Genomic DNA, 26100 nt, shown 5'->3' on the forward strand with positions numbered 1-26100 from the left:
GATCAGTTTTCTTGTACATCCAAAGAAAATTCAGATGTTGATAATTTTTGTCCACATGAAGGACATTTTCCATTGTATGGATTCATAACATCTTTTAGAGACTTTAGCATTTTCATATTTGCGATCTTTTCTCCACATTTACCACATGTAATATCTACAGACATCAAAATGATCAGTGTTGTAAAATTATTAAGAAATGATTATGATTTTTTTTAATAATTCAAATAAATTATTTTACTGCTTTTTAATTATGATTCCACAACCATCTTCAAAACCTGCTATTTTGGCTCTAGTTCCGACAGGTAGATCTGCAGGGGTGGCAATTCCTGCCATAAATCCTGAAATTCTCAAATGTGTATTATCTAATTGAAGCACGACAAAGGCATATGGGGTATATTTTTCAAATCCTGCAGGAGCCACAGTTATTATGGTGTATGTCGCAATTGAGCCCACACCATCTAAAACAACATCCTCAAATCCTTTGCTACCACATTTTAGACAATAATAGGCAGTGGACAAATGAAGATGTCCACACTTTGTACATTTGTGAGTTAGGAGTTTACCCTGTTTAGCATATTCAATAAGTTGTTCTTCAATAGTCATTTTACACACTTTGGAATATATGAACAGCACAACTTGCACCAGTTGCACCAAAATTATGAGTTAAGCCAATTTTTGCATCTTTGACAGTTCGAGCTCCAGCTTTACCAGTTAATTGATCAAATACCTCTACTACTTGCCCTACACCAGTAGCCCCAATAGGATGTCCTTTTGATTTAAGACCACCTGAAGGATTAATAGAAATGTCTGAATTTAATTTAGTTCTACCTTCACGGACAGCTTGTACTCCTTGACCTTTTTCAAAGAATCCTAAATCTTCAGTATCAACAATTTCTGCAATTGTAAAGCAATCATGTACTTCAGCAAAATCAATATCTTTTGCAGTGATTCCTGCCATTTTGTATGCATCTGCTGCTGCGATCTTTGTACTAGGAATTGTAGTCATGTGTTCACGTCCTTGCAATGCAGCAGGTGAACCGCCTCTGCCAGATCCAATGACTTCAATATAGTTACCACCATGTGCTTTTGCAAACTTTTCAGAACAAAGAATAACAGAACTTGCACCATCAGAGAATGGACAACAATCATAAAGTTTTAGTGGACTTGCAACTACTGGAGAATTCATTACATCATCAATTGTAATTTTCTTTTGCATGTGAGCTTTAGGATTAAGAAAACCATTATCATGATTCTTTACTGCAACTCTTGCAAAGTCTTCTTCAGTTGCACCGAATTCTGTCAAATAGGCTCTTGCCATTGATGCAAATAATCCTGGAAACGATGCACCAGCTTGGCCTTCATAAAAAAAGTCTGAGCAATATGCAAAGTAAGTTGTAGTCCATTCAGTTCCTGTGTGAGTTACTTTTTCAACACCTGTTACTACAAGACAATCATAAAAACCAGCAGCAACATTGGCATATGCTTCTCTAAATGATACAGAACCACTTCCACATGCAGACTCTATTGTTAATGATGGTTTATCTGGAATTCCTAATCTACTCATTAAAACAGGTCCAAGATGTACCTGCTTGTCTGCAACACCAAAGACGTTTGAAATGTAAGATGCTTTGATCTCTTTTGGATCAATACCTGCATTTTCTATGGCTAAAACTGATGCCTGAGTAGTAATATCAGCTATACTTTCAGATAATTTTCCATATTTCGTGCTACCAGCACCAAGAACGCAGACCTTTTCCACAAATGTCACTGACCAGATTCCCTATAAAAATCGTTTTAGTAAATTCATTACAGAAATTGCCCGCAAAGAAAACAAAGTTTCAGATCTTACAAGTAAAAAAAACAAGACATGTAGTGAAATCTACCAAGTCCAAAATAGCGATTTTCAAAAAAGAGATCGTACAATATTTGGACATTAACGGGTATCTTTCGTGGTCTTCAAAAGACAGAAAATACATGATTCTAGGAACAAATTCTCCAAAAAATGGATTAGTTGAATGTCCAGAATGTAGATTAGGTCAGTTAATGGTAATCAGATCCAGATCCACTAGAAAGAGATTCATGGGTTGCTCAAATTTCTACGGAGGGTGTAAAGCATCTTCACCACTCTTACAAAAAGCAAAACTCAGAGCAATGAAAATTCCATGTGAAGTCTGTAAGTGGCCAATGATAATTTTTCGTTATTCAAGAAAACAGAAATGGACAAGACAGTGTTCCAATTTTAATTGTGATAGTAGAAAGATTAAGCTTTCAAAGTAGCATAAATATCAGTTCGTCTATTTTTTAGAAGGGGTAATACTTTACGGATTTTTTTTATATTTTCTAAATCAATGTTGACATATCCAATTCCTTGTTTCTTTTTCATATCAAGTAAAATTCTTCCATAAGGATCAACTACAATACTTCTTCCACAATAAATATTTCCGACTTGATCTGGTGCAATCACATAACAACCATTTTCAATTGCTCTTGTTTTGTTAATTGTTATCCAATGCTCCTCTTTGAGATTTCCTTTTACCCATGCAGATGGTGCAATCAAAATTTCTGAACCTGCAACAGCAAGTGATCTTGACATCTCAGGAAATCTTAAATCATAACAAATCATCATACCTATTTTTCCAAGAGAAGTCTTTACTGGTTTTGCAATCTTTGAACCCTTAACCATTTTATTTGATTCTTTGAAACCTAACGCGTCATAGAGATGAATTTTTCTATATGTCGAGATTACTTTGCCTGATTTATCAATAACAAATGAAGTATCATATACTCGATTTTTTTTTGGACTCTTTTCATAAAATGAGCCTACTACTTGGATATGATTTTCTTTAGCAGTATTTCCTATAGTGCTAACAAAATTTCCTTGTATTGTTTCTGCAAGATTTGCAAGTTGATTTGATGTTTGTGAAGAATTTGTGTAAAACATCATAAATTCTGGAAATGCTACAAGTGTTGCTTTTCCTTCTGCGGCTTTAGTAATATAATTAATAATTTTTTTTGAGATTAGTTTCTTTGTCAGTGGAAGCCTTGAATTGTACAACTGCAACTTTCATGAAATTTGTAATTTTAATGAGAATAAAAAGATAAAGTGATACAAATGTTAAATGTACCATTTTGTTATTATGTGAATTGATTAGTTTACCTAACTGACCATAATGTATTATCTATCTCTCTAACTGGAAGGAAATTATTCCAGTTTTTTCAAAAAAGGGTTAAAGTTGATTTCCTGCAAGAAACCAATTTTCTTTTGGGTTATCCTCAAAAACTACGATAACATGAGATTCTTTTGTTTTTAGAATCTCAACAGCTGATTTTGTAATTGCTTTTGCATATTCATCTTTTTGTTGTTGAGTTCGTCCTGGATACATTGACACTGTAATCAAAGGCATGATTTGCTTGAGATTATTTCACAAATTTATTCTTTAGAGAATTACTTGTATGCGTTGTAGCCGTATCTTGTTCCATATGTAAAATCAGAACTATGGGTTTTTCTGTATAGATATCCTGTACCAAGTCCAACTATAAAGCCACCAATATGTGCTAAATATGCAACGCCATCTCCTGCTATACCAAATCCACCTATGAAAAACGGAAGTAGATTTTGGAAAATAAGCCAGAACGGCAAGAACCATTTTGCTTGAATATGCATCATTCTCATAAAGAATCCCATAATCATGACAGTCTGAATTTTAGCTTTTGGAAAAATTACAAGGTATGCACCTAACACTCCAGAAATTGCACCAGATGCACCAACAGCAGGAATCGCACTGGAAGTATCACCTAAGATGTGAATTAATCCTGCACTAATTCCCCAAAATAAATAAATTCCAAGATATTTTATTTTTCCAAATTTTAATTCAATATTATCACCAAAGATCCATAAAAACAACATGTTACCTCCAAGATGCATTAAACCACCATGCAAGAAAGTGGAACTTAGAAGAGAAAAGTATGGTTCAGATGGACATGGTATGTTAATTGGTCCTTGACCAAAGTTAATTGTTGATACAGTAGCACCTGTAACACAATTAGGTACGGCTCCCCAATTGTAAAATAAATTATATGCATTATTATTTGTAAATTCTAAAAATTGCCCAGTTACAGCAATTTCAAATAAAAATACAATTACATTTACTATAATTAGAGCATAAGTTACTGTAGGTTTGAATCCAGGAGGATGTGGATTTTCGTCTCTTAATGGAAGCATTAAGTAAGATTGTTTGAAATTTGTATAATAAGATTATTCAAAAATATTGATCAAATCACAATTATTTTTCTCTTAACAAGATTTTCAACTATTTTTAGAAAATCATCATCAGAAATTTTATCTTCAGACCACCAACCAGATGTGGTTTTGATCCATGAAGGTATTTTCCAATTAGATTCATTAATTAACTCTCTTGGAGTTACAGCAATAATTCCTTTTTTGAACAAGAAATCAATTCCTTCAAGAAATTCTGAGTCAGATATTTGATCTGTAGACCACCAATTAGCATTTGTCTTAATCCATTTTGGAATTTTAGAAGTTTCTGGAGGCAATCCTTTTTCAAATCCAGTAATTTTTAGAATTCCTTGCGATATTGGATCTACATTAAATGCAACATGCCAAAATCCTGCTTCATCCACACTTTGAATAAATTTCACAGGTTTATCATTTAAAGTAACAGTAAATTTTTCTTTGCCTGAAATTTGCGGAAATTCAAAGTTTGCATAAGTTTCAAGAGGGTAGCTATTGTATCCACGCATTGTAAGAACAGTTCCCTCCTCATTGAATTTAGCAGCAGAATACCAAGCTCCAGAATCATATCGAAAATCAAAATCCCCTCCATTCTTTTTTGCAATAACTGGAACCACAGTAGTATCTAGAGGAGCAAAACAACTATAGAAAAAAACTTTATCAGTTATTGATGGGTCAGGATACATTGAAAAATTTAGAATTTGGTTAGGTTCAATTTTTTCAATATATTCAATATTATTTACAATATCAAGAACTTTTTCATGACCATGAACTATTGCAAGAATTTTTGGATTGAAGACTGTTTGATTACCAATATTTTTAATTCGTCCTGTGACATGACCATCATCATGTTTGATTAGAGTATTATCATAAAGAACTTGAATTGATATTGGATCTTTTTGTGTTTTCATAAAATTAAGTTTAGCCTCTAACAATACAGGGTTTTCTCCTTGAATTTCAGGAATTTTTATCTTAAATGGAATATCTGTTTTTGGAGGAATTGGCACATGTGATATTGTTTTTGTAAATGTATTTTCTCCATCAACTACACTAACAGTTATGGTTGGAATCACTGCATAATCATTTTGGTTTTTTACATTGCCTCCAACCGTATATACTCCTTGATAATCAAAATACCCCAAGTATTCTTGTGTAGGAATAAAAACATCAGCAAATGCAAATTCAGAAACTAGTAGTGAAGTAAGTACGAATCCAATTAAAAGAAATACAATTTTTGATTGAAATATTTTTGAAATGAAAGAGGAATATTCCAAATCCATAGTGAAACTTGATAAATTCATTTACTTACACTATTTGTTGAACTAATGGATTATTTCTTTTATGTAGCTCATATCTATTTAATATAATTAAATTAATTTTCATGTTTCGATTTAAAGATAATCAAATATGAAGAATTCTATTTTGTATCAAATACTGTATACCTTGAATGAAAGTTTCATCTGAGATTTGCTCATTTGCCCACCATCCAGCGTTATTTTTAATCCAAGATGGGATTTGATTGGAGCCAGTAGCAGTACCTTGAGTTGTTGGTGGAATTTTCATTATTCCTTCTTTGATCAGATATTGTATACCTTGAACAAAGGAGTTGTCATCAATTGAGCCATCTGCCCACCATCCAGCGTTATTTTTAATCCATTCAGGTATTGGAATTACATTATTTCCAATGATTTTAGAATTAACAATAATTGGAATGGATGTTTTTGCAAGTTTGTTATTATCAAGATTCTGGAAATTTAGTTGTACAATACCAGATACATTATCAGGTATTGTAAATTCTGCTATGTTATGTTTTTCTTTAGAATCACTGCTAATACCAGTTTCTTCAAAAATTATTTGATCATTTTGTGATACTGAAAAATCATAATTTACTGCAATTGGTCTATTTTTTAGAAAAATATCTGTAATATCAAAATAAATTAATGCCTTAGAGTTTGATTGTAAATTTTCTGGTTTCCAAGAAACAAGTATTCGAAATTGTCCATTTTCAGTTACAGAACTTAATTGAGTATCATTCGAATTTGGTTTTATAAGAAAATACATTCCATTTTGATTTGCATCGTGTTTGTAAACATTCCATAGTTCTTTTTGACTGATAATAAAATGAACTACTCTTCCATCAGAAAAAAAATCATCGATTGTTGTAATGTTGTCAGATAATTTGATTCCATTTATATAAATTGAAAATCCCGATACTAACAGATCTCCAAATGTTTTTGGAATTATTAGCTCTTCATGAACTACAGATGTTTGATTGATATTATTAGTGCTCCATTCAAAAGGCATTGCGAAAGTAATTTCTTTTGAATTAGTATTGTACTGAAAGTTGTATATTTTATCATAATATGTTACAACTTCAATTACTTGAGAACCAAAATCAGGATGGATAATTTCATGCTTTGATGTTTGAGCAATTGAAATACCAGCATTAAATGTCAGTGGCACATCTAATTTTTTTGAATAACCATCAACTGTAAGTACTTGTATATCAAATTTGTATAATCCTCCTTCACTTAGTTTAGAACCAAAAACATCAATAATTCTATTGTCCAATCCAAGTAATGAACCAAAGAAATTATCTTCACTTTTTTCTTTAATTTGAATTGAGTCAGTATTTTTTGAAATAAAATTAAAAATCAATATTCCATTATGACTTTGAAATTCTTTTTCAAAAAGAAATTGATCGCCTCGACTAGATTTTATTAAAAATGTAACATCTCTAAGAGTGATTTTTGAATTAAAATCAATTAGTGAGATTGTGATTTGTTGATCAACAGTTTGATCATTGTTTTTTGGAGATGATGAGATTTCTAAGCTAACTTGTTTTCCTTTAAGATCAACTGGTGGAAATATTTCACTTCCTACTCCATGCCCGTATACATTTACAATTCCTATTGGAAGAAAAATGAAAAACAAAAAAATAATTAATAAATATAAAAAATTTCCTCTCAAGTCTTTCTTTATTTTGTGCTTGTCTACTTAAAAATCTAGATTGATTATTCTCGTTTTTAATATTATGTCCACTTTTTTGGATCTTTTTTCCAAATTTGTTTACCGTCAATAGTCACTTGATCTTTTTCTTCAAAGACAGTATGCCATTTTCCATTGTGGGGAAATATTTTATTCATCTCTTCTACCTTTTCATTTGTTGGTGCTTTATTCATCAAAGCTCCCCACCTCATGTTTGGGACTTTTGGAAGAATATCGTTAATGTCTTTCATGATAATGTTACGCGATATTGGTTTAAAAATCTATGATTTGATTTTCATTATTCCTTCTTTGATCAGATATTGTATACCTTGAACAAAGGAGTTGTCATCAATTGAGCCATCTGCCCACCATCCAGCGTTGTTTTTAATCCAAGATGGGATTTGATTGGAGCCAGTAGCAGTACCTTGAGTTATATCAAAAGATGCATTAGATATTCCAGATAGTGTTTGTAAATTATCTATACCATGACTAAAAAGTGCTAACGTAATCTTGTATTTTCCGGTAGATTGAAAATCAAATTGGTGTTTATCAATACCTTCTGTCAAAAGAACACCAGGTGAATTAGGATTGGTGTTTTGAGATTCATAAACTACTTTTCCAGAAGAATCTTCTATTCTGTAACCATATGTTACCCATTTTAGTAACTTGTTATCTTTATCAAAGAAAGTTATTTCAAATGGTATTTTTGCTCCTGAAACTAATTTAGAGTCATATTGAACTTTAGCAAATGCACCACTACCAAATTTAACATCAAATGAATTTTTTTGTGTAGTTGATCCGCTTGATGGAGATAATTTAAACTCCATTGTTTTTACTCCGGGTTTGTTGCTTTTTGCTATATCTAAGATATTCTCTTTGCTTAACAAATAATGTAAAATTAATGTATTTTCCATAGAGTATGGATCAGCAATTAACATTCTTCCAGTAACAGGATATCCATTTACAGTAGCTGTGTATGTATCTGCTTCTGAAAATGCTTTAAAAGATGTGGGGAAATGGATTTCTTCATGAACAAATACATTTTGTTTTTCTAATCTTGGAATATCCCAGTTAAACGGCATTGAAAATGAGACTGTTTTTTTAGATTCATCATAATTAAAATTATTTATTTGATCATAATAGGATGTAATTGTTAAATCATAAGATTTACCTCCGCTTGAAACTTTTTCATCAAATATATCTCCTACACTAAGCCAAGAATCAAATTTTGGTGCATCGGATACAGTGAATATGTTTTTATCAAAATCAATCCCAAAAATTTCTATTTCAAAATGATATAATCCAGCATCTAGTAAAATTGGAGCTTTAACAGTAATTTTATCATTTACAGAAGTCCATCCACCCAAGAATGGTTCATTATCACCATATACAATAACATCATTTACATCCATATCTTTAGAATCAATTGTAAGAGTTAAATCCCCAGAGTGAGTATGAAATAAATTTCTCATCAATAGTTTTCCATCTTTGTCAACTGTTACAAAGAAGGATGTGTGTTTGATTGTTTCTCCAGTTTTTGCATCAAAAAGACGTAATTGTAAATATTTATCGCCAATTGTATCTTTAGTAAGAATTGGTGGACTGATTTTGATAAACAAACTAGCTTCTCTATTTCCTACACTAGCTGGGGGAAGATTTTCTTGTGTTAATCCATCACCATAAACATATGAAGGAATTTGTGATATTAGCAATACAGATAGTGTTAGTAATACAATTGATGACTTTTTCATAATAATATTCATGCTTAATTTGTCATATATATGACTTAACACAAAATATCACTGCTGATTATTCTTAGGATATAGTTGCGGTTTGAGGATACTTAGAGAAATAGCATGATCATCAATCATGGAACCAACTCCTAGAGAGACATTTTTGATTCTAATTTCAATTTTATCAAAATCGTTTTCAGATATTCCATATGTCGTAGATAGAATTTCCTTCACTTTTTTTTCTGTATCAGAGATAACATTTAGTTTTGATTCTAATGTAACATCTAAAGTAGTTTTAATCATATTTGTTGGAATTTTACCAGTATCATCATGTAGAACATAAAATGAGATTTTTTCCATTACAACTTCATGAGGTAAAGTATCTAGGGCATTTGCAGTAAAAAACACCTGAACATCTAGTAAATTGATATCATTTGAGGAATACTGAATCACAGTATTTGGATTTGCAAGATTATAATCTTGAGGAATTGTTACAAACACAAATCCTTCTAAAATAGAGGTACTGTTTTCTAAGCCTACTACTTTTTTAATATCTCGACAATCAAGCCCTGTTGATTTTTGATGATCTAGAGTCATTAATGTAGAATGAGATGTTGGTCCATCATTTACAGTTGCAAGCCACAAGAAAGAAACTTTTGATAATTGCTTGTTAGTAATACTGATACCTGTATCATAATGACCTGGTCGTAGTGGGCCTTCATCGCCATTAATGGAACCACATACAAATTTTGCTACATACGTAATATCATTATTTTCCCGATTTGAGATTTCATTTTCTTGAGCAAAAATAGTATCTATGTAAATTGGAGAAATCATCAGAAAACTAACAGTGAAAATTAGAATTAGATAATTTGAAATTGAAAATGACTTCAAGTTACAATAGGATAACAATTTAGTTATTAATCTCTGTTACTATATTGAATAATTATTTTAAGACTTGATAAGCGAGTAATTTTTATGCGTGAAGAAAATAAGAAAAGATATGAAATTATTATTAATATTACTAATAATTCCTTTACTAATCATTCCAGCATTTGCTCAAACAAATTCACAAACATTAGCTACAGAAAAAGGAACATTAGATGTCAAATTATCATATGACGATATTACTCCAGGACAAGAAACTAAATTAGATATAGAATTTATCAATCCACATACAAAAAAATTCAAGAACATATTGATTATATCATAACAGTTTCAAAGGACGGTGAATCTGTATTTGGACCAATTCCACTTACTCATACATCACTTGGTTCAGTAAAAATTCCAGTTGAATTTATCAATGAAGGAGTATACACAGTAGAATTTGAAATTGAGGGAATACTATTCCAGCCAATCCCATCTGAAAAGGTTTCATTTGATATTCCAGTTGGAAAAGATGTTGTAACACCTACACCTGTTGCTAAAGAAGAAAAAGGTGGTGGTTGCCTAATTGCTACTGCAACATATGGATCAGAGCTTGCACCACAAGTACAACAATTAAGAGAACTTAGAGACAATACTATTCTTTCAACAAAATCAGGAACTGTATTTATGAGTGGTTTCAATCAATTCTATTATTCATTTAGTCCAACTATTGCTGATTGGGAAAGAGAAAATCCAATATTCAAAGAAGCAGTAAAAATTACTCTGACTCCAATGATTTCCAGTCTATCTATACTAAATCATGTTAATATTGATTCAGAGCAAGAAATGTTAGGATATGGAATATCACTGATTATGCTAAATGTTGGAATGTATGCAGGCATTCCAGTATTTGGAATTGTCAAGATATACAAATTTAGAAAAAAGCAGAGTTGAATAGAGAAATTCTAGTCAGGTTTTTATTTATCCGTATAAGTATCTGAATCAATGAAGACAATAGCTATTAGCTCATTCTTCGTATTATTTGCTATTGTAGCTGGATTAGTTGCAACAACACCAGATGCATTTGCAGATCATAGTGAAGTTACAGTTGTCCCAGCACCAGGATCTAGTTCACCTGGTTGTGAAACTACTGCAGAAGGATGTTACATTCCAAAAGAAGCAACAGTTGATGTTGGTGGAGTAGTAATATTTTCTAACACAGATTCTGCAGCACATACATTCACAGCAGGTACTGCAGCTGATGGTCCATCCGGAGCATTTGATTCCAGTTTAGCAATTGCTGGAAGTTCATATGAATGGAAACCAACAGAAGTAGGAAGTTTCCCATACTATTGTATGGTACATCCATGGATGGAGGGATTAATTGTAGTTCAAGAAGCAGGAGCAGAAAAACATGATGAAGGAATGACAGATGAAAGCATGTCAGGCGATACAATGATGAAAGATGTATCTGCAACTGGTATGTTATCTGACGGCACAAAAGTTTCAGTTTCGACTTCAGCACCAACCACAGGTGAAAAAATGAAGGTCAATGTTGAATTTGCCGGTAAAGAACATGTCAATCATGATATCATGGTAACACAAAACGGAGAAGATGTACTAAATGACATGGCCGCACATCATCATGATGGAAAAGGCGTACATGAAACAGCACCACTGAAATCATCAGATCCAGTAGAGATCACTATCACATTCCAAGGATATGGAGTAGATGATCCAAAAACAGGACCTATTGGTGAGAAAGTAGTATTTTCAAACGTTGTTCCAGAATTTGGAACAATTGCAATGATGATACTTGCTGTGTCAATCATAAGTATTGTAGCCGTTACTGCAAAATCTAAAGTAATTCCAAGATTTTAGGGATTAACTTTTTTCTATTTTCTTTTTATTAATGCAATTATCGCCAAGATAATAGCTGCTGCTGCAATAGATAATCCAAAAATTGCAAAGTCATATGCTGCACCGCCATTTACATTAGTTTGAGGAGTATCTTTCATTGAAGAGACTTCTCTTTGTAATGATGAAATTGCGTTTTTTAGTGAGGTTACATCTTGATTAGATGAACCGCTAGTTGGAGGAAAGTCTAAAACTGCAGAGCTTTCTACATCTTCAACAGGAATTTGTACATCAATTGGGATTCCATTAATGTCTCCCTTCAAATTCATCATGATACTTCCAGTTTTGGTTGGAATTACAGGTGAAAAATAATATCCAATCCTAGGATCAGAATCAATTTCAATTACTTTGGAAACTCCTCCATACATTGCAGTAGCTTCAAGATTTTTGAATACGTTTGGAACTCCTTTGTATTGACCAGGTACATCACCAGGCTCAGTTATTTTAAAAACAAAGTCATTTCTGATACCAACAATTGGTGGTTCCAGTCCCCAACCCACTTCAATCTTGTAAGGTTCTACTTCAACTGTAGTATGAGCAAAAGAAGGGACTATCAATCCAACAGAAAACAATATTCCAACAATACTCAAAACAATAATTTTCATGACTGTTATTTTATGATAACATGTTATTATCTTTACGTGAATTGGTACAAACTTCGAATATATCGAAAACTGTTTAAATTGTTAAAGACTGCCTGAAAATCTATGAGAAAATCATTGGTAATTTTACTTTTAGTCATATCTATTTCAATTCCATATGCATCAGCTCATCCATTTACTATAGATTCTACTCCAAATTCATCTACAAATGCACCGGTTGGAACTACAAAAATTATTGTTCATTTTTCGGAACCAGTTGAATTAGATTTTAGTTTTCTAAAAGTAATAGACAGTAATGGAGAAGAAATAGACAATAAAGATTCAAAATATTTTGATGGTGATAGTTCTCTAATCGTTACAACACCGCCATTAGATGAAGGAGTTTACACAGTAACCACCAAAGCACTATCAAAAATCGATGGTCATTTGGTTCCAAGCGCATTTGTTTTTGCAGTAGGAGATGCCAAAATAGATGTAGGTGCTAGTAGCAGTAAAGATGTTTCAGATATTGTGTTTTTTCCTGAAGCTGGATCAAGATTTCCAGGGCTTGTGGGTCAAACAATTGTTTTAGGTGTTCTAATTGCATCAATACTAATTTGGGGAACTCAAAATAAACAACTTATCAAAAAAGAAGAAGAAAAACTAGAACAATCTCATCATGGAAAATTTATGAAAATTACAGGTATTGGACTATTACTAATTTTTGCTTCAAATATTTTGATGCTTGCAATACAAGCAATAAGATTAGAAACTTCAGTAATTAATGTAATTCAAACTAATTTTGGAAACATATGGCTAATAAGAATGGTAATCACAATAGTTCTTCTTGCTTTATGGTTTGGGATGGATAGAAAAAAGAAGTTATCTATAAAAAATAAAATTCCAATGCTTGCGGTAACACTTGTATTAATTGGCACGTCAAGTTTGATTGGACATGGTGCAGCAAGTGGAGAAATGCCCGCTATTGTTTTAGATTATATTCATAATTTCGTTGCAGCGGTATGGATTGGAGGAATTATTTATTTTGTATTTACATTACTTCCAACATTATCACAGTTAGAAGAAACAAAACGAGAAAAAATGACACTTGTTTTAATTCCAAGGTTTTCAATCATGGTTGTAATTGCGGTAGGAATTGTTATAATTACAGGTCCAACTTTGATGTGGCTTTTGGAAAGTAATGTAAATTTGATTACTGAATCAATTTATGGAAAACTAATTTTTGCAAAAATTGCAATTGCAGCAATTATGATTGGATTTGGGGGGTATTTTCAATTTAAAATTCAAAAAAATGCTGAAAGAGATTTACAAAAAGGAACTATTGCAATATACAAAAAACTAAAAAGATCATTAAAATTTGATGTAGCACTTGGGATTACTCTTTTGGTAGTTGTAGCATTACTTTCTAATGGAACATTACCAGCTGGAGAAATCAATCAGGTTGATGCTCAAAAAGTTTCATATGGATTTCATTCAATAGAATTTTCAGAAAAAACTAAATTTGATGTAGAGATTACGCCGTTTTCTAGCGGTACAAATACAATCTTTATCAAGATGAGCGACTTTGAAGATAAGCCCTTAATTGATTCAAATCAAATCAAAGTAAAAATTTCCAATCCTCAAAGAAATATTGCTCCCATAGAAATTCCAATGAAAATCATAAATCAAGAAGAAAGTAAACCTATTGAATTTCAAGGAGAGATAACATTTGGATTTTCTGGTCAATGGCAAGTTGAAATAGAGAATATAAGAACAGAGAATGCAAACGAATCAGTTTTTCTGAATTTACTTGTGAAACCACGACTATCAGATCTTAAAACAGAAATCATAGAATATGAGTTACCGCAAGCTTCAAAGCCACTTTATCCATTGTTTGATGGCAAGGATTCAATTTGGGTAAGTGATCCATCTGCACCAAAATTATGGAAATTCTCACTTGATTCAAAAAATTTTACATCATATTCATTTGATGGATTGACATCCATTATTCTAACAAAAGATAATCAAGGGAAAATTTGGTTTACAGATACTCCTAGGAATCAAATTGGATACTTTGAACCAAGTACTCAGAAGATCACAACAAAAACTTTACCAAAAATAGATCCTGTGATTAATGATAATATAGCTACTTTCATTCAAGCAGATTTTGATGGAAATATTTGGATCTCAGTTACAAACAAAGATACTATTTTGAAGTATCAACCAAAATTTGATTCATTTGAAGAAGTAAAATTGCCTACAAGAGGTTCGGTGCCATTTGCCCTTACTATTGATGGTGAAGGAAAAATTTGGTTTACAGAATCACAGGCAGGTAAAATAGGATTTATCAATCCACAAAACAACAAAATTTCAGAATTTTCACCTGAAGTACCCTTAGCATCACCAGAAGCATTGATGTTTGATGATAAAGGAAACTTGTGGATTGCAGAACATACAGGTTTAGCAATTACCAAATTTGATCCAATTCTTGAAACATTTGAAAAAATCACAGTTCCAGATAAGGATGCATTACCGTATGGAATGTCATTTGACAAATACGGTAACATTTGGATAGCACAGCATACTGTAGATAAAATTGCAGCTTATGATCCAGATAACAAAAATTTGATTGAAGTTCCTATACCCACTACAACATCATTTGCACAATTTTCATCATCAGATGATAAAGGCAATGTTTGGTTTGTAGAACAACAAGGAAACAAATTATCAATGATAAAGACCACAGAAATTCCGATAATAGCATCGCAGATACCAAATGCAAATACTTTTCAATTAAAATACACTGAAATTGTATCTCCACTTATTGCAATGGGAATAATTGCAACATCATTGTTCTTTGTCAAAAATATAAAAGATAAAAGAAGATTAAATGAATTAATTTTGTCTGGATAGCAATCCAGCATGTTTTAGACCCATAGTACATGCAAAAATTGCAATTGCAAATAAAACAATTGTTCCTGCAGGAGTTATATCAAAAACATATGAGATCAAAATTCCTGAAACCACAGAAAATATTGAAAAACTCATTGAAAGTATTGCAGTTTGTTTGAACCCTCTTCCATACATTATTGCAGTAACATTTGGAATTACAAATAGAGCAGAAATCAATAATACTCCAACTAATTGTATAGAAGTTACAACAGTAATTCCTGCCATAAACACAATAAGATAGTTAATTTTTTCGACAGGAACGCCACTAACTTTTGCTTGTTCTTCATTAAATGTAGAGTAGAGAAGTTGGCGGTATAGCAAAAGAATAACGATTAGAATAATTCCAGTTAATGATAGTATCAAAATTGTATCATTTACACTAACTAGTAATATACTTCCAAAAAGAAAACTGAAAATATCAAGAGTGAATCCTCCTGATAATCCAATAATCACAAGACCTACAGCTATTCCGGAAGACAAAAGGACTGCAATTGAAGCATCTCCAGATATGTTGAATCTGTCTTTAATTCGCGTCATAATCAATGCACTAACTATTGAAACACCGTATGCAGTCCAAAGTGGGTAAATTCCTGCCATTAATCCTAACGCAATTCCACCAAATGATGAATGGGCTATTGCATCACCAAATAATGAGTAGCGTCTTAAGACTAAGAACAAACCAATTATGGAACACAAAATCGCAATTGCAATTCCTGAAATTATTGCTCTATGCATAAAACTAAAAGTAAAGATTTCAAAAACCATTTCTAATGATGATGCATGTGTTCCTGCATTGATGCTTCAGAATATTGTTTTACAAGTTCATTGTTTTCAAAGAAATCATCAGATTCTCCGTGAAAGAAGAGAGTTCTATTAAGACATGCCACATGATTTGCTAATTGCTTTACAGCATCTAAATCATGGGAAGACCAAATAATAGTAATGTTTTGTTTAGAGTTTAATTCTTTCAAGATGCTATAAAAAAGATCAATGCTTTGTTGATCAATACCAGTAACAGGTTCATCTAAGATCAGAACTTTTGGATTATTAACAAGAGCTTTTGCAATAAAGACTCGTTGTTGTTGTCCTCCAGATAATTCTCCTATTCTTCTTTCACTTAATTCATGTATCCAAAGTTGTTGCAGGATTTTATCTATTTTATTTTCATCAGATTCTTTGTGTAATCCCATTTTAACAACGTCATTAACTGTAGCAGGAAAATTTCTCTCAAAGATCGGTTTTTGAGGTACGTAACCAATTTCTTTAAGATAATTTTTTGATTTTTTAATATCAGTATTAAAAAATTTGATTGTTCCTTTGTATTTTGAATTTAGACCAAGCATAGCAGCAAATAGAGTGGATTTTCCTGCGCCGTTAGGGCCTATTATGCCTAAAAAATCCCCTTGTTCTACATTAAAACTCACATCATCTATAGCTTTTAGATCAGGATATTCAATTGTAAGATGTTCAATTTCAACTACTTTCAACATAACGCCTCTTTCAGATTATTAAGATTCTCAGTCATTTTAGAAATGTATGTTTCATTATTACCAATTTCTATAGGAGATAAAACTAGTATTTTTCCTCCAATTTCATTTGCAATTACTTCAGAAGTTTTAGGATCAGCAGTTTCTTCAGTAAAAATAATTTTTAGATCAAGATCTCTGGCTTTATTGATTACATTTTCTAATGTTTTAGCTGTTGGTTCTACATGTGGTGCATATGATGAAATTATTGTATGTTGAGTGAGATCATACTCATCTGCAAAATATGAAAAAGAATCGTGAAATGCTATAAAATTATGATTACATCCAGATAACTCAGTATGAATTTTTGAATCAAGTAAATCTAATTCATAAATATAATTTGCAGCATTTTCTTGATAATATTGTTGATTTTGAGGATCTGAATTAGAAAAAGCATTTGCAATATTCTGAACTTGAGTTTTTGCAAAAACAGGATTTAACCAAATATGAGGATCATTAGACTTACCATTGTGATTTAGAGACATTGAAGATCCATGGGAATTTTTCAATACGCCTAAACTTGTATCAACTACAATACCATTGTAATTTATTTCACTTAATTTATCAAGCCAACTTTCAAATCCAATTCCATTGATTATGATAAGATCAGATTTTTGCATTTGTTGAATATCCTTTATTGTTGGTTCCCAATCATGTGGTTCAATTCCTATCGGAACTAGCAATTTTGTATCAACTTTTTCCTGACCTACTCTTTGAGAAAATTCTTGTAATGGATAAAATGATGAAATTACTTGTAATTTAGATTCGTTGGTTTTTTTGAATTGATTTGAATCACTTGAAAAAACTGCATAGGATATCAAAGGGATGGTAACGGTAATTGCAATTATTGCTAGTTTCACTTGCGTATTCACAGACAGTTTTTTCGTGAGTTATTAATAACCCTATAAAATGTTAATAACTTTAATTGCTAAACTTATAAGATAATTAATAACAATTTCTCATTATGCCAATAGTATCTATTTCACTTAATCAAGAAATCCTTTCAGAGTTAGATAAGCTACAAAAATCCATGGGATTTTCAGGAAGATCTGAAGCAATTAGGGCTGGAATCAGAACTTTTGTTTCAGAAGAAAAACAAAAGTCCGAACTAACAGGAAATATTCATGCAATTCTTTTAGTTGTACATAATGATGAATTTGATCATGTTGTATCTGGAATTAAACATAATTTTGAAGATCTAATCACGACACATCTACACAGCAAGATCGAGGGAGAAAAGTGCATGGAATTATTTGTAATCGATGGAGATGCAGAAAGAGTATCAACTATCACAAAAGATTTTCAAGTAAACAAAAACATGGACACTGTAAAGTTAGTAACATTATAGAATTAATCAAATATCATATTTAATAAAACGATTTCTGGATGCTAAAATAGCTACCATCAATGCAGAAAATAAGATCATAGTTGCAATTACTCCAAATTCTGGTGCAACAACAATACCAAAATCAGTTTGTTGACCTGAATTTTTAATATTTTCAAATCGGATAATTGTTGGACCTGTTTGATCTTTTGTAAATTCATATTTTTCAAATTCCCCACCTACTTGTGCATTTCCTGTCGCTCTATGAATTTCCTTACCGTTTTGTATTATAACAAAATCATAAACAGAGTTACGTAATGGCTCACCTGTTTTACCATCTCTAATAGTAAAAATAAAAATTGTTTCTTGTTCTGGTGTAATTTCAATAGGATCCCATGAAAGATTCACTTGAAACTGTTCATTTTTTGTAAATGAAGTCAACGGGAATTCTGCATTTTCAGATCTTGAAAGTGTAAAAGTCATGGTTTCAGGTAATGGTTTTCCAGATTTTTCTAGTTGATTCTTTATGAATTTGAGATGATCCTGTAATAAAACAAAATGAACTAATCTTTCATCATCTACAGAATAATCATCTATTGAAACTGACGATTTAAACAAATCAATTCCATTTACTTTACCAGTATAACTTGGTGATAAAAATTCGGCAAAATTCTTTGGAAAATGCACTTCTTCATGCACAACAGGGATGTGGGACATTTGTTTCTCACTCCAATCAAAAGGCATGTCAAATGTTAATTGCTTTGTATTTGGATCATATTGAAAATTAGAAACATTATCAAAGTATGATTTGACTTTAAACAAAATGTCCTCATTTTGAGCATCTTTTTGTATAAATTCTGTTTCATCAGCAACGCTGACAGATGCAGTGTATATCACTGAATCTTCAATTATGTTTGTAGGATCATCAATAGTACGTACCTCAATTTCAAAATTGTATAGTCCACCTGAATCAAAAATAGGACCTGAAATGGAAATTGGTTTAGATTCTGTTCCGTGCCATGCACCTAGCAATGAATCTTGATCACCATGAATCGTAATCTCACTATCTTGTGTAGGATTTACTTTGATTGGAAGAATTCCATCAGAGGTAAAAAAATAGTTTCTAAATATCATTTTATTTTCATGAAAAAGACCAATCAAGAATGTTACATTTTTTGGATTTTCTTTAGTTTCTTTATTAATTGCAGTAATTGTAATTTGTTTTTCTCCAGTTTTTTCAAAAGTCATTGGAAGTTCTACAGAGATAGAAATTTTTTTTCCTTGCACATCAACTGATGATATAGTATCAATTCCCAATCCGTGTCCATAAACACTAGATGCTGGAAATGCCAAAGATAGTGCAATTGAAAGTAGTACAAATTTTGTTTTTGACAATAGTGTTACAGACATGTTAGGTCTATTTTACTGTCAGCAATTCTTTCACATTATGAAGTAAATCATCCATATTATTGGCTTCAAGTATGGGTTGTAATTCATTTGGATCTTTGGCTCCAAGTGCAGATAAAGAATAAACAAAATCAATTGTAGGTGTATCTGTGATAAGATAGTATTTTTCCAAAACATGATCTAAAGCATGTGATTCAACAACTTGAGGTAGTGCTTGTTTGATAATTTTGTTTTTCCACATTTGGACAAGTATCTCCCATTGATCTAATGATACATTTTCGTCAATTTCTGGTATCAATTCAACTTCTGCACGAATGTACATTTTTTCTTCAGTTCCTAATTTTTCATGTAATTCAGAAATATTTTGATGACCTTTTACAGTATATGGATCATAATTAGCTGGTTGTGCAAGTGACGGTGGAATAATTTTATGTATTTTGAATTTGTTTCTGCCTACAGTTTCAATATGTAATTGCATTCCATCTAATTCAACATCTTTACATTTGGTAATCTTTGCAATTGTACCGATTAATTTTGGAGCAGTCCATCCACTAATTGAGTTATTTGCATCAATTAGACATACACCAAATTGACCATCTCCTAGCATACAATCATCAACTAATTGCTTGTAACGTGGTTCAAAAATTCTAAGTGGTAATTCTTGTCTAGGAAATAGTACCAAGTCCAATGGAAAAATAGGTAAAATTTTTGTTTGAGTCAAACTGTTATTATTGTTACTTCACTAGATATATGGAATACGCAATCAATTTTAATTATGAAATAGATTTTAAAACTTAGAATCCATTTTCATTGAGAATTAATCCCAATAACGCAGCTCGTGTATGTTTTCCATATTCTGCTTGTTCAAAATATTTTGCATTTTTAGTTTTATCAACATCTGTAGAAATTTCATCTAATCTTGGTAATGGATGTAAGATTATAGAATCATCTCTCATTTTTTGTAGTAAATCTAATCCCACAACATAACTTCCTTTTACCTTAAGATATTCTTCCTCATCAGGAAATCTTTCTTTTTGTATTCGTGTAACATAAAGAACATCAAGATCATCAATATGTTCTTCAATGTTAGTCGATTCGGTAAAGGACAATCGTTTTTTTATTTCATAGACAGAATCAGATCTTATTCTCAATGATTCAGGCGAGATTAAATGGACATCAACATCATAGTTTCCAAGTCCATACAGAAGAGAGTAAACTGTTCGCCCATATTTCAGATCTCCTATAATTCCTATTTTGAGACCATCAATCTTTTTCTTTTCTTTTCTAATTGTAAACAAATCTTGAATTGCTTGAGTAGGATGCTCTTCTGTTCCACTTCCAGCATTGATTACAGGTTTGGAAGAAATTTCAGCTGCAAATCTACTAGAGCCATCAAGAGGATGTCTCAATACAAGTACATCAGAATAATTTGACATTATTCTAACAGTATCTGCAAGACTCTCTCCTTTTTTTGTAGATGAGGATGAGATGTCAGAAATTCCCAGGGAATTACCTCCTACTGAAGCCATAGCAGCATCAAAACTAAGACGAGTTCTAGTGCTTGGCTCATAGAAGAGATAACCAAGTGTGTTTCCTTTACAGATTTCCCTTCTATCTATAGGACCAAGTTTCATTATTTTATCAGTAGATGCGAATATTTGTTCAAGTTGAGCCTTGTTAAAGTCCTTGATTGAAATTATATCTTTTTTGTAGAATTCGTTCATTCTTTCAATGATATATACAGGTGACTATACAAAGTATTCTGATGCAAGAGTCCGAACTTATGGTTCGACGAATAAAAGAAGGAACAGTATTGGACCATATTGATGAGGGAAAAGGCCTTCAAGTTCTAAATGCTTTAAGAATTGATGGAAAGGATGGCAGTCTCATCACTATTGCTCTAAATGTCCCCAGTGGAAAATTTAAGAAAAAAGATATCATAAAGGTGGAAAATAAATTTCTAAAAGATGACGATACAAACATGCTTTCAGTCATTGCACCAAAAGCAACAATTAACATTATCAAAGACTACAAGCTAGTTGAAAAACGAAGAGTTGCACTTCCAAATGAAATAGATAGAATTTTTCGTTGTTCAAATCCAGACTGCATTACAAACAGTACTGAGCATATAGAATCAGTGATGGATGTAATTGACAAAGAAGGAAGAGTTCTCAAATGCAGATATTGTTCAAGAGTATTAGATGTAAACAAATTAAAATATAATTAAATTAAAAATTTGAAAAAAATGTATCTTTAGGGCTTATTGTCCTAGGATGATGAACATCATGACTATGCCGTAGATAGCGATTGATTCTACCATACCAACAAAGATGAATACCTTTGACTGCAGTGCAGGATTTTCACTGATTACAGCAAGACCTGCTGCACCTACTTGACCTAGACCAATACCTGCTCCGGCTGCTGCTAAACCAAATGCCAAACCAGCACCTAATAGTTTCATAGATGAGTTGTTGTTTACTTCAACTGTTTCAGATTGTGCATAAGCAAGTCCAGTTAAGCCAGTTGCAGAAATTGCAATTACTGCCAAAAGTAACAAGACTAGAGTTTTCATTTACGAAATTCTTCTCCTAGGTCCATATTTAAATCATGATGTAATTTTAAATTTAAATTTGATCTAAAGTTTTCTTTTTGAATGATGCCAAATCGCTTTTAATTGATTTTGCAAAATTTTCATGATCTTGTTCTAATACCTTTTTAGACTGTTCAATTAATTTTTTGATTTCTTCTTTTGCCATTATTTTCTACTTTCCATCTTTGCCTTCACTTTTTTTAACTTTGCGAATTCTTCTCTTTCTCTTTCCTCAAGAGTTGCAAGAATAAATCGAATTTTTTGCTGATATTGTGGAATAATTACATTTTCTAATGCATTTAGTAATTTTTGTGTTTTTTCAAGTGCTTTTGCAAGACTGAAAATCGAATTTTCATATTCTGCAGCTTTACAAATTTTTGGAAGAAGTTCTTTGATTTGCTTTGCTGCTCTGTCAATTGATGAGTTGGTATCTGCAAAACCATAAGGCATTGATTTAGTATCTTTTTCTCTTACAGTAAGGGCAGGAATTTTTACATCTACAACTCTCCTTGTATGAACGTCAACTTCCATTACTGGTGGGGTAGATTCTGCAACAGAGTCAACAGTACTGGTTCCTAATGCCAAATATGCCTCATTAACGGATTTGTAAATATCTTGCAAGGGTTCCCATATTCCACCTCTAGCTTTTGAGGCTTCTTCAATCATTTCTTCAATATTTTTTAAAAGAACTTTACGTTTATCATCTAAAATTTTCTGAACCATTTTAGCAACTTGGCTTGATTTTTTATATTTTAGAAGTTCGATTTTTGTTGCAGCTACATTTTGTCCAAAAGACATGCTGCTAGTTTTCCTGATAGTATTGGTCTATGTATTTGTCTTTAATCTTAGTAATCTCATTCTTTGGAAGTTTTGAAACAATCTTCCATAATAAAGTAAGAGTCTCTTCAATGGTTCTATTTTCGTCAGTTGCTTGAGAAAGAAATTCTTTTTCAAACACATCACCAACATCCATGTATTTCAAGTCAATTTCAGTTAAACCTGCTTTACCAACAATTCCTGCCAATGCTCTTACTTCTTGAGCCCTAGAATATGCATCATACACTTGGTTAGATACTTCACCGTGATCTGCTCTTGTACTTCCTTCTCCAATTCCATCTTTCATTAATCTGCTAAGACTCATCAAAATATTGATTGGTGGATAAACACCTTGTCTGAACAAATCTCTTCCAAGGACAACTTGACCCTCTGTGATGTATCCAGTAAGATCAGGAATTGGATGAGTAATATCATCAGATGGCATTGATAAGATTGGAACTTGGGTAACACTACCTTTTCTTCCGTTTAATTTTCCTGCTCTTTCATAAATTGTTGAAAGATCTGTGTAAAGATAACCAGGGTAACCTTTTCTTCCTGGTACTTCTTCTCTTGCTGCACTAATTTCTCTTAATGCCTCTGCATAGTTTGTCATATCAGTTAGAATTACAAGAACATGCATTCCAAGATCAAATGCCAAATATTCTGCAACAGTTAATGCTACACGTGGAGTGATAATTCTTTCAATTGCAGGATCGTCTGCAGTGTTAAGAAATAGAACACTTCGTTTTAGTGCACCTGATTCTTCTAAACTTCTTCTGAAATATTCTGCTTCACTGTATTGCACACCAATTGCTGCAAAGACTACTGCAAAATCATCTTTAGTACCAACAACACTTGCTTGTCTTGCAATTTGTGCTGCAAGAATGTTATGAGACATACCTGAGCCAGAAAATATTGGTAATTTTTGTCCTCTAACAAGTGTAATCATTCCATCAATTACAGAAACACCAGTTTGAATGAAGTCTTTAGGATATTCACGTTGTTCTGGATTCATTGGCTCTCCGTTAATATCGATAAATTTATCAGCAATTGGATCTGGTAGTCCGTCTTTTGGTCTACCTAATCCATCAAATACTCTACCAAGTACTTCTTTTGATACTGGCATTTCCATGAGTTTACCGACAAATTTTGCACTGGTACCAGAAATTGATAATCCAGTAGTTCCCTCAAATACCTGAACAATAGCTTTACCGTTTCCAACTTCAAGAACTTTACCTAATCTTCTTTCTCCATCTGTGGTTTCAACTTCAACTAGTTCATCAAATGCTGCATTTTCTACATCATCAACAACTACAAGTGGTCCTTTGATTTCTGCAATCTTACTGTATTGAACTCCGCCTTTAGCTGTCAATTTGAAACTTTCACTCCTGTGATAGATTTGAATTGTTCCTTCATATCAATGTCTAATTGATCTAGTTTTGCCATTTCATTATCTTTGATATCCATTCTTGCTTTAAGCAATGTAGACACAATAGCCAATGCACGGATATCTGCTAATGATGCACCTTCTTTTAGTGCTTGTTGACCTCGTCTGTAGAATTCAACTAGTAATTTTAATAATTTGTATTGTTTTTGTGGGCTGCAATAGGTATCAACATCATCAAATGAGTTTTGTTGTAAATGACCAATCTTTACCATTCTTGCAACTTCCAAAATTAGTTTTTCTTCATCAGGTAATGCTTCTGGACCTAATAGTCTGACAATTTCTTTTAGTGTGTCTTCTCTTTGTAAAACACCATATGCTTCACTTCTAAGAGATAACCAATCACTATTGATATTTTCAGTCCACCATTTTGCAATATCACCAAGATAACCAGAATAGCTGTTCATCCAGTTAATTGAAGGGTAATGTCGAGAGTAAGCAAGTTTTGCATCCAATGCCCAGAATGTTTTGATAAATCTCATTGTGTGAGTTGTAACTGGTTCTGTAAAGTCTCCACCTGATGGTGAAACAGCGCCTACTAATGTAACTGAACCATCACGGTCAGGACTGCCAATGGCTTTAACACGACCTGCTCTTTCATAAAATTCTGCTAATCTTGATGCCAAATATGATGGATAACCTTCTTCTGCAGGCATCTCTTCTAATCTTCCACTCATTTCTCTGAGTGATTCTGCCCATCTACTTGTAGAGTCTGCTACAAGTACAACATCATAGCCCATATCTCTATAATATTCAGCAATTGTTACACCAGTGTAGATACTTGCTTCTCTTGCAGCTACTGGCATATTACTTGTATTTGCAACCAAAACTGTTCTATCCATAAGTGGTTTGCCACTACGTGGATCTTTAAGATGTGGAAATTCAACAAGTACTTCTGTCATTTCATTTCCTCTTTCACCACATCCAATGTAGACTACAACTTGAGAATCAGCCCATTTTGCAATTTGGTGTAGTGTGACTGTTTTTCCAGTTCCAAATGCACCTGGAATAGAACCAGTACCACCTTTTGCAATTGGGAAAAATGTGTCAATAACACGTTGTCCAGTAAGGAGCGGAACTGTTGGATCATATCTAGTATGATATGGACGAGGTTTTCTAACAGGCCATCTATGATACATTTTGAGAGGAATTTTTTGTCCATCTTTTTCACTTGTACATAATACGGTTTCTAAATCATAATCTCCTTCGCTTACAACATTTGAAATCTTTCCACCAGGATGATCTGGTGGGACTAAGATAGAATTTGTAATTAGATCAGTTTCTTGTACAGTTCCAAGAACATTTCCTGCAGCAATAACATCACCATTACTAACAGATGGTACAAAATGATATTTTTTTACCATGTCTACGGGAGTAGTTGTAATACCTCTTCCAATAAATGAGCCAGAAACTTTGGATAATTCTTTTAATGGTCTTTGAATTCCGTCATAAATTTGTCCAATAATACCTGGACCCAATAAAACGCTAAGTGGGTTTCCAGTACCTACGACAGGCTCTCCTGGTTTTAATCCACTTGTAGATTCATAAACTTGAATAAATGCAACGTCGCCTGTTAAACGAATTACTTCGCCAACTAATTTTGAGTTACCAACAACAACAGTCTCATACATTTTTGCATCAGACATTCCATCAGCTTTAACTGCTGGACCGCTTACCCAAACAATTCTTCCTTGTGCTGCCAT

The 26100-nt window shown here is 32.3% G+C and carries 28 protein-coding genes and 1 pseudogene; 6 read left to right on the top strand and 23 right to left on the bottom strand.

Going from position 1 to position 26100, the window contains the following annotated elements; translation table 11 throughout:
* Window positions 1-2: 2 nt before the first annotated feature.
* From BG20_RS12555 to BG20_RS00285, 3 genes are all read right to left on the bottom strand, one after another.
* Window positions 3-164 carry a hypothetical protein gene (locus BG20_RS12555; protein ID WP_010189509.1) on the bottom strand — a complete coding sequence of 54 codons (162 nt, stop codon included), beginning with the start codon at window positions 162-164 and terminating at the stop codon, window positions 3-5.
* A 70-nt stretch (window positions 165-234) separates the two neighbouring features.
* A complete protein-coding gene (locus tag BG20_RS00280) occupies window positions 235-603 on the bottom strand; it encodes a Zn-ribbon domain-containing OB-fold protein (RefSeq protein ID WP_010189510.1) in 369 nt (122 codons plus the stop codon).
* 1 nt (window position 604) lies between these two features.
* Complete coding sequence (locus BG20_RS00285) at window positions 605-1768, bottom strand: thiolase domain-containing protein (RefSeq protein ID WP_048096923.1); 1164 nt, start codon at window positions 1766-1768, stop codon at window positions 605-607.
* Here BG20_RS00285 and BG20_RS00290 point away from each other — a divergent pair.
* A complete protein-coding gene (locus BG20_RS00290) occupies window positions 1762-2277 on the top strand; it encodes a topoisomerase DNA-binding C4 zinc finger domain-containing protein (RefSeq protein WP_010189513.1) in 516 nt (171 codons plus the stop codon). The two genes, BG20_RS00285 and BG20_RS00290, sit on opposite strands and share 7 nt — an antisense overlap.
* Here the strand turns inward: BG20_RS00290 and BG20_RS00295 are convergent.
* The 8 genes from BG20_RS00295 to BG20_RS00330 form a co-directional block, all read right to left on the bottom strand.
* On the bottom strand, window positions 2261-3055 hold the full coding sequence (locus BG20_RS00295) for a carbon-nitrogen hydrolase family protein (protein WP_010189515.1): 795 nt from the start codon (window positions 3053-3055) through the stop codon (window positions 2261-2263). The two genes, BG20_RS00290 and BG20_RS00295, sit on opposite strands and share 17 nt — an antisense overlap.
* A gap of 172 nt (window positions 3056-3227) precedes the next feature.
* Window positions 3228-3404: a tautomerase family protein gene (locus tag BG20_RS00300; RefSeq protein WP_007402510.1), complete on the bottom strand. Its 177-nt coding sequence runs from the start codon at window positions 3402-3404 to the stop codon at window positions 3228-3230.
* A gap of 41 nt (window positions 3405-3445) precedes the next feature.
* Entirely contained in the window at window positions 3446-4222 is a 777-nt protein-coding gene (locus BG20_RS00305; protein WP_010189520.1) for a rhomboid family intramembrane serine protease, read from the bottom strand.
* A 50-nt stretch (window positions 4223-4272) separates the two neighbouring features.
* A complete protein-coding gene (locus BG20_RS00310; protein ID WP_048096925.1) occupies window positions 4273-5553 on the bottom strand; it encodes a hypothetical protein in 1281 nt (426 codons plus the stop codon).
* Between the two features lie 100 nt (window positions 5554-5653).
* Window positions 5654-7186 carry a peptidase gene (locus BG20_RS00315; RefSeq protein WP_238527413.1) on the bottom strand — a complete coding sequence of 511 codons (1533 nt, stop codon included), beginning with the start codon at window positions 7184-7186 and terminating at the stop codon, window positions 5654-5656.
* A 98-nt stretch (window positions 7187-7284) separates the two neighbouring features.
* A complete protein-coding gene (locus BG20_RS00320; RefSeq protein WP_010189525.1) occupies window positions 7285-7491 on the bottom strand; it encodes a hypothetical protein in 207 nt (68 codons plus the stop codon).
* A 30-nt stretch (window positions 7492-7521) separates the two neighbouring features.
* A complete protein-coding gene (locus tag BG20_RS00325; RefSeq protein WP_010189526.1) occupies window positions 7522-8991 on the bottom strand; it encodes a hypothetical protein in 1470 nt (489 codons plus the stop codon).
* A gap of 48 nt (window positions 8992-9039) precedes the next feature.
* Window positions 9040-9867: a hypothetical protein gene (locus tag BG20_RS00330; RefSeq protein ID WP_010189527.1), complete on the bottom strand. Its 828-nt coding sequence runs from the start codon at window positions 9865-9867 to the stop codon at window positions 9040-9042.
* Between the two features lie 109 nt (window positions 9868-9976).
* On the opposite strand from BG20_RS00330, the pseudogene BG20_RS00335 reads away from it, so the two are divergent.
* A pseudogene (locus tag BG20_RS00335) lies at window positions 9977-10794 on the top strand (CFI-box-CTERM domain-containing protein).
* A gap of 51 nt (window positions 10795-10845) precedes the next feature.
* The gene (locus tag BG20_RS00340; protein ID WP_010189529.1) at window positions 10846-11721 is read left to right on the top strand and encodes a PEFG-CTERM sorting domain-containing protein; all 876 of its coding nucleotides are present in this window, start codon (window positions 10846-10848) and stop codon (window positions 11719-11721) included.
* A 14-nt stretch (window positions 11722-11735) separates the two neighbouring features.
* Here BG20_RS00340 and BG20_RS00345 read toward each other — a convergent pair whose 3' ends face one another.
* Window positions 11736-12362, bottom strand: coding sequence for a hypothetical protein (locus tag BG20_RS00345; protein WP_010189531.1), 627 nt, complete (start codon window positions 12360-12362; stop codon window positions 11736-11738).
* Between the two features lie 102 nt (window positions 12363-12464).
* On the opposite strand from BG20_RS00345, the gene BG20_RS00350 reads away from it, so the two are divergent.
* Complete coding sequence (locus BG20_RS00350; protein ID WP_010189532.1) at window positions 12465-15251, top strand: copper resistance CopC/CopD family protein; 2787 nt, start codon at window positions 12465-12467, stop codon at window positions 15249-15251.
* On the opposite strand, the gene BG20_RS00355 is transcribed toward BG20_RS00350, so the two are convergent.
* Genes BG20_RS00355 through BG20_RS00365 form a run of 3 tightly spaced genes read right to left on the bottom strand, consistent with a single transcriptional unit; the run spans window position 15234 to window position 17688 of the window.
* Entirely contained in the window at window positions 15234-16025 is a 792-nt protein-coding gene (locus BG20_RS00355; protein WP_010189533.1) for a metal ABC transporter permease, read from the bottom strand. The two genes, BG20_RS00350 and BG20_RS00355, sit on opposite strands and share 18 nt — an antisense overlap.
* Before the next feature lie 32 nt (window positions 16026-16057).
* Window positions 16058-16780, bottom strand: coding sequence for a metal ABC transporter ATP-binding protein (locus BG20_RS00360; RefSeq protein WP_010189535.1), 723 nt, complete (start codon window positions 16778-16780; stop codon window positions 16058-16060).
* The gene (locus tag BG20_RS00365) at window positions 16774-17688 is read right to left on the bottom strand and encodes a metal ABC transporter substrate-binding protein (protein ID WP_048096928.1); all 915 of its coding nucleotides are present in this window, start codon (window positions 17686-17688) and stop codon (window positions 16774-16776) included. The genes BG20_RS00360 and BG20_RS00365 overlap by 7 nt, the downstream gene beginning before the upstream one ends.
* 92 nt (window positions 17689-17780) lie before the next feature.
* On the opposite strand from BG20_RS00365, the gene BG20_RS00370 reads away from it, so the two are divergent.
* Window positions 17781-18164 carry a CopG family ribbon-helix-helix protein gene (locus BG20_RS00370; RefSeq protein WP_007402522.1) on the top strand — a complete coding sequence of 128 codons (384 nt, stop codon included), beginning with the start codon at window positions 17781-17783 and terminating at the stop codon, window positions 18162-18164.
* Between the two features lie 6 nt (window positions 18165-18170).
* Here BG20_RS00370 and BG20_RS00375 read toward each other — a convergent pair whose 3' ends face one another.
* The 3 genes from BG20_RS00375 to pyrB all read right to left on the bottom strand — a co-directional run bounded on the left by BG20_RS00375 (window position 18171) and on the right by pyrB (window position 21271).
* Window positions 18171-19550 carry a PEFG-CTERM sorting domain-containing protein gene (locus BG20_RS00375; RefSeq protein WP_010189538.1) on the bottom strand — a complete coding sequence of 460 codons (1380 nt, stop codon included), beginning with the start codon at window positions 19548-19550 and terminating at the stop codon, window positions 18171-18173.
* Between the two features lie 7 nt (window positions 19551-19557).
* Complete coding sequence (locus BG20_RS00380) at window positions 19558-20268, bottom strand: LON peptidase substrate-binding domain-containing protein (RefSeq protein WP_010189539.1); 711 nt, start codon at window positions 20266-20268, stop codon at window positions 19558-19560.
* A 73-nt stretch (window positions 20269-20341) separates the two neighbouring features.
* Complete coding sequence (gene pyrB / locus BG20_RS00385) at window positions 20342-21271, bottom strand: aspartate carbamoyltransferase (RefSeq protein ID WP_010189541.1); 930 nt, start codon at window positions 21269-21271, stop codon at window positions 20342-20344.
* Window positions 21272-21312: 41 nt separating this feature from the next.
* Between pyrB and pyrI the strand changes: the two genes are divergently transcribed.
* The gene (gene pyrI / locus BG20_RS00390; RefSeq protein ID WP_048096929.1) at window positions 21313-21774 is read left to right on the top strand and encodes an aspartate carbamoyltransferase regulatory subunit; all 462 of its coding nucleotides are present in this window, start codon (window positions 21313-21315) and stop codon (window positions 21772-21774) included.
* Window positions 21775-21807: 33 nt separating this feature from the next.
* Here the strand turns inward: pyrI and BG20_RS00395 are convergent, their stop codons facing one another.
* Genes BG20_RS00395 through BG20_RS00410 form a run of 5 tightly spaced genes read right to left on the bottom strand, consistent with a single transcriptional unit; the run spans window position 21808 to window position 26100 of the window.
* On the bottom strand, window positions 21808-22119 hold the full coding sequence (locus BG20_RS00395) for an ATP synthase subunit C (protein ID WP_010189543.1): 312 nt from the start codon (window positions 22117-22119) through the stop codon (window positions 21808-21810).
* Window positions 22120-22171: 52 nt separating this feature from the next.
* Window positions 22172-22303, bottom strand: a complete 132-nt coding sequence (locus BG20_RS13725; protein ID WP_256359077.1) for a hypothetical protein — start codon at window positions 22301-22303, stop codon at window positions 22172-22174.
* Complete coding sequence (locus BG20_RS00400) at window positions 22303-22935, bottom strand: V-type ATP synthase subunit D (RefSeq protein ID WP_007402528.1); 633 nt, start codon at window positions 22933-22935, stop codon at window positions 22303-22305. The genes BG20_RS13725 and BG20_RS00400 overlap by 1 nt, the downstream gene beginning before the upstream one ends.
* A 4-nt stretch (window positions 22936-22939) precedes the next feature.
* On the bottom strand, window positions 22940-24325 hold the full coding sequence (locus tag BG20_RS00405; RefSeq protein ID WP_010189544.1) for a V-type ATP synthase subunit B: 1386 nt from the start codon (window positions 24323-24325) through the stop codon (window positions 22940-22942).
* On the bottom strand, window positions 24322-26100 hold the full coding sequence (locus BG20_RS00410) for a V-type ATP synthase subunit A (RefSeq protein WP_010189545.1): 1779 nt from the start codon (window positions 26098-26100) through the stop codon (window positions 24322-24324). The genes BG20_RS00405 and BG20_RS00410 overlap by 4 nt, the downstream gene beginning before the upstream one ends.

It is taken from the genome of Candidatus Nitrosarchaeum limnium BG20, from assembly GCF_000241145.1.
Lineage (GTDB): Archaea > Thermoproteota > Nitrososphaeria > Nitrososphaerales > Nitrosopumilaceae > Nitrosarchaeum > Nitrosarchaeum limnae.

Coding starts and splice junctions, on each gene's coding strand:
- BG20_RS00350 (WP_010189532.1), top strand. CDS start 12,465: ATGAGAAAATCATTGGTAATTTTACTTTTAGTCATATCTATTTCAATT.
- BG20_RS00345 (WP_010189531.1), bottom strand. CDS start 12,362: ATGAAAATTATTGTTTTGAGTATTGTTGGAATATTGTTTTCTGTTGGA.
- BG20_RS00360 (WP_010189535.1), bottom strand. CDS start 16,780: ATGTTGAAAGTAGTTGAAATTGAACATCTTACAATTGAATATCCTGAT.
- BG20_RS00300 (WP_007402510.1), bottom strand. CDS start 3,404: ATGCCTTTGATTACAGTGTCAATGTATCCAGGACGAACTCAACAACAA.
- BG20_RS00340 (WP_010189529.1), top strand. CDS start 10,846: ATGAAGACAATAGCTATTAGCTCATTCTTCGTATTATTTGCTATTGTA.
- BG20_RS00400 (WP_007402528.1), bottom strand. CDS start 22,935: ATGTCTTTTGGACAAAATGTAGCTGCAACAAAAATCGAACTTCTAAAA.
- BG20_RS13725 (WP_256359077.1), bottom strand. CDS start 22,303: ATGGCAAAAGAAGAAATCAAAAAATTAATTGAACAGTCTAAAAAGGTA.
- BG20_RS00320 (WP_010189525.1), bottom strand. CDS start 7,491: ATGAAAGACATTAACGATATTCTTCCAAAAGTCCCAAACATGAGGTGG.
- BG20_RS00370 (WP_007402522.1), top strand. CDS start 17,781: ATGCCAATAGTATCTATTTCACTTAATCAAGAAATCCTTTCAGAGTTA.
- BG20_RS00375 (WP_010189538.1), bottom strand. CDS start 19,550: ATGTCTGTAACACTATTGTCAAAAACAAAATTTGTACTACTTTCAATT.
- BG20_RS00395 (WP_010189543.1), bottom strand. CDS start 22,119: ATGAAAACTCTAGTCTTGTTACTTTTGGCAGTAATTGCAATTTCTGCA.
- BG20_RS00325 (WP_010189526.1), bottom strand. CDS start 8,991: ATGAAAAAGTCATCAATTGTATTACTAACACTATCTGTATTGCTAATA.
- pyrI (WP_048096929.1), top strand. CDS start 21,313: ATGCAAGAGTCCGAACTTATGGTTCGACGAATAAAAGAAGGAACAGTA.
- BG20_RS00410 (WP_010189545.1), bottom strand. CDS start 26,100: ATGGCAGCACAAGGAAGAATTGTTTGGGTAAGCGGTCCAGCAGTTAAA.
- BG20_RS00290 (WP_010189513.1), top strand. CDS start 1,762: ATGTCACTGACCAGATTCCCTATAAAAATCGTTTTAGTAAATTCATTA.
- BG20_RS00280 (WP_010189510.1), bottom strand. CDS start 603: ATGACTATTGAAGAACAACTTATTGAATATGCTAAACAGGGTAAACTC.
- BG20_RS00310 (WP_048096925.1), bottom strand. CDS start 5,553: ATGAATTTATCAAGTTTCACTATGGATTTGGAATATTCCTCTTTCATT.
- pyrB (WP_010189541.1), bottom strand. CDS start 21,271: ATGAACGAATTCTACAAAAAAGATATAATTTCAATCAAGGACTTTAAC.
- BG20_RS00355 (WP_010189533.1), bottom strand. CDS start 16,025: ATGCATAGAGCAATAATTTCAGGAATTGCAATTGCGATTTTGTGTTCC.
- BG20_RS12555 (WP_010189509.1), bottom strand. CDS start 164: ATGTCTGTAGATATTACATGTGGTAAATGTGGAGAAAAGATCGCAAAT.
- BG20_RS00305 (WP_010189520.1), bottom strand. CDS start 4,222: ATGCTTCCATTAAGAGACGAAAATCCACATCCTCCTGGATTCAAACCT.